Raw genomic sequence first — 2,990 nt, forward strand, 5'->3', positions numbered from 1 at the left:
GTTCCTCACCAAGTACCCGCGCGACCTCTCGGGCGGCCAGAAGCAGCGGGTCGTGATGGCACGCGCCATCGTGATGGGACCGAGCGTGCTCGTGGCCGACGAGCCGATCTCGATGCTCGACATGTCGGTGCGGGCCAAGATCCTCCAGCTGATGCTGGACCTCAAGAACGAGCTCGGGCTCAGCTACGTCTACATCACTCACGACCTGGCCTCGGCGAAGTTCTTCTGCGACCGGATCGCGATCATGTACCTCGGGCGCATCGTCGAGATCGGCGACACCGACGAGATCTTCGCCAATCCACGCCACCCCTACACGCAGGCTCTGCTCCGGGCGATCCCGGACCCGGACCCGTCGCGGGCCGTGCTCAGGGACCTGCCGCGCGGTGAGGTCCCCGACGCCGCAAGCCCGCCCCTGGGCTGCGCCTTCCACCCGCGGTGCCTGGTCGCGACGTCGGTGTGCGGATGGGAGTCACGCGACCTGCGGTCGGTGCTCGAGGAGCACTGGACGCGGCGCGACGCCGCGACCTACGAGGCCGAGCAGCTGATCATCGGCGACCTCGACCACCTCGACACCCCCAGCACCTCGGCCCGCATCGGCAAGGGACCGGCGATCGAGGTGAGGTCGCTGCTGGAGCGGATCCGTGCCGAGAACCCGGACGAGCCGCTGTGGAGGGGGATCGCCGACCTCGAGGAGGACGGGGACGGGCTGGTGGTCCACTTCCACGAGGGCACCGATCCGGCGCTGCGACCGGCAGGCGGTGCCGAGGTGGCGTGCGTGCTCTACGGCGAGGACGGTGCTCAGGGCTCGGCGGTGACGCCCTCGTCGGTGTCGAGGTCGCCCGACGGGTCGGGGTCCGGCACCCGGTCGGGCAGCGGCGGCGGCGTGCCGCCGTACGACGGGCAGAACGGCTTGTAGCTGCACCAGTCGCAGAGCTTCGACGGGCTGGGGCGCCAGTCCCCGGTCTCCTCGCACTCCCGGATGGCCCGCCAGACCGCCTCGACCTTGCGCTCGGTGGCCAGCAGGTCGGCGGCGTCCGGCTCGTAGCGCAGGATCTCGCCGTTGCCGAGGTAGACGAGCTGCAGCACGCTCGGCAGCACGCCGCGGGTGCGCCACACGACCAGCGCGTAGAACTTCATCTGGAACAGGGCCTTGGCCTCGAAGCCGAGGCCCGGAGCTCGGCCGGTCTTGTAGTCCACCACTCTGACGCGGCCGTCCGGCGCGACGTCGAGGCGGTCGACGAAGCCCCGCAGCAGGAGCTTGCTGTCCAGCACCGTCTCGACGTACAGCTCCCGCTCGGCGGGCTCGAGGCGTCGGGGATCCTCGAGGGTGAAGTAGCGGTCGAGGACCTCGCGGCACGAGACCAGCCACGAGGCGACGTCCGGGCCCTCGTCGCCGAACATCTCGGCCACGCCCGGCTCGGCCTCGAGCAGCGCCTCCCAGGACGGGACCAGCATGTCGGCGGCCACGTCGGGCGTGCGGTCGCTCGCGGGCAGGTCGAAGAGGTCCTCGAGGACCTTGTGCACGACCGTGCCGCGGACCGCCGCCGGGGACGGCAGCTCGGGCAGGCGGTCGATGGTGCGGAAGCGGTACATCAGCGGGCAGGTCATGAAGTCGCCCGCCCGGCTCGGCGACAGGGCTCCCAGCACGTCCACACCGTCGACCGGCGTGGAGACCCGGTCGGCGGGAGAGTGGGCGGGGGTGCTCATGCGCCGCACCCTAGGTGACCCCGCCGACATCGCGCCCCGCGGCTAGGCTCGAGGAGTGACCGACACTCCTCCGCCGGCCGGACCCCGACCTGCGGGCCGCCCGCGCCCCGCGGGGACCTTCCGGGTCGGCTCGGTCTCGGGCATCGACGTGCTGGTCACCAGCTCGTGGTTCCTCGTCGCCGGACTCATCGCGTTCGCCATCGCCCCGCGCATCGAGCTGGCCCAGCCGGGGCTCGGGTTCTTCAAGTACGCCGCCGGCCTGCTCTTCGCCGTGATGCTCTACCTCGCGGTCCTGGTGCACGAGGCGTCGCACGCACTGGTGGCCCAGCGCTACGGGTACGTCGTCAACTCGATCACCCTGCACTTCCTGGGCGGGATGACGGAGATCGACGGGGCGGCGCGCAAGCCTCGCCAGGAGTTCTGGATCGCCGTGGTCGGCCCGCTCGCCTCGATCGCCGTCGGTGTGGTGGCGGCTGCCGCATGGTTCGTGGTGCCCGAGGGCCTGGTCCAGGTCACCATCGAGGGGCTGGCCGCGGCCAACCTGCTCATCGGCGTCCTCAACCTCGTGCCCGGACTGCCGCTCGACGGGGGACGGGTCCTCAAGGCGTTCGTGTGGGGCGTCTCCGGCAACGAGCACCGCGGCACCCTGGTGGCCGGGTGGGGTGGACGGATCACCGCCGTCGCAGTGCTGGCCTGGCCGCTGCTGCAGCGCGAGCTCTTCGACGTCGAGCCGACCCTCCTCGACTACGTGCTGGTGTTCGTCCTCGCCGTGTTCCTGTGGACCGGAGCGACCGGTGCGATGGCGCAGGCACGGCTCCGCCGCCGTCTCCCGTACCTCGTGGCGCGCCCGCTGGCGCGTCGTACCCTCACGGTCCCCGAGGACCTGCCGCTGGCCGAGGCCGTACGCCGCGCCCACGAGGCCGGCGCCGGCAGCATCGTCACCACCACGAGCTCGGGGAGGGCCACCGGCATCGTCAACGAGGCCGCCGTCAAGGCCACTCCCGTCGAGCGGCAGCCGTGGATGGCCGTCGCCACCGTCGCCCGCACCCTCGAGGACGGACTCTCCCTGCCGGCGACGATCGCGGGGGAGGAGCTGATCCTGGCGATCAGCCGACGCCCCGCCGACGAGTACCTCCTGCTCGAGGAGGACGGACAGATCTGCGGCGTGCTCGTCACCGCCGACGTGGACAAGGCATTCCGCGAGTCACCTCGCTGACCGCCGACCGGGCAGTTCCGTAGCGCTGGGAGGCGCCGACCGGGCAGTTCCGTAGCGCTGGGAGGCG

At 71.8% G+C, this 2,990-nt stretch carries 3 protein-coding genes; 2 read left to right on the top strand and 1 reads right to left on the bottom strand.

All coding sequences use genetic code 11. From position 1 onward, the window contains the following. A partial coding sequence (locus ACXJKL_RS18340) for an oligopeptide/dipeptide ABC transporter ATP-binding protein (protein ID WP_457208438.1) occupies window positions 1-916 on the top strand: 916 nt, incomplete at its 5' end. Here the strand turns inward: ACXJKL_RS18340 and ACXJKL_RS18345 are convergent. Continuing rightward, a complete protein-coding gene (locus tag ACXJKL_RS18345; RefSeq protein WP_457208439.1) occupies window positions 799-1,707 on the bottom strand; it encodes a RecB family exonuclease in 909 nt (302 codons plus the stop codon). The genes ACXJKL_RS18340 and ACXJKL_RS18345 overlap by 118 nt on opposite strands. Window positions 1,708-1,762: 55 nt before the next feature. Here ACXJKL_RS18345 and ACXJKL_RS18350 point away from each other — a divergent pair, with 55 nt between their 5' ends. Continuing rightward, a complete protein-coding gene (locus tag ACXJKL_RS18350; RefSeq protein WP_457208440.1) occupies window positions 1,763-2,923 on the top strand; it encodes a site-2 protease family protein in 1,161 nt (386 codons plus the stop codon). Window positions 2,924-2,990 lie beyond the last annotated feature (67 nt).

Source organism: Nocardioides sp. P5_C9_2 (genome assembly GCF_054049555.1).

Bases quoted from the DNA above. Each gene is read 5' to 3' on its own strand.
- ACXJKL_RS18345 (WP_457208439.1), bottom strand. From the start codon at position 1,707: ATGAGCACCCCCGCCCACTCTCCCGCCGACCGGGTCTCCACGCCGGTC.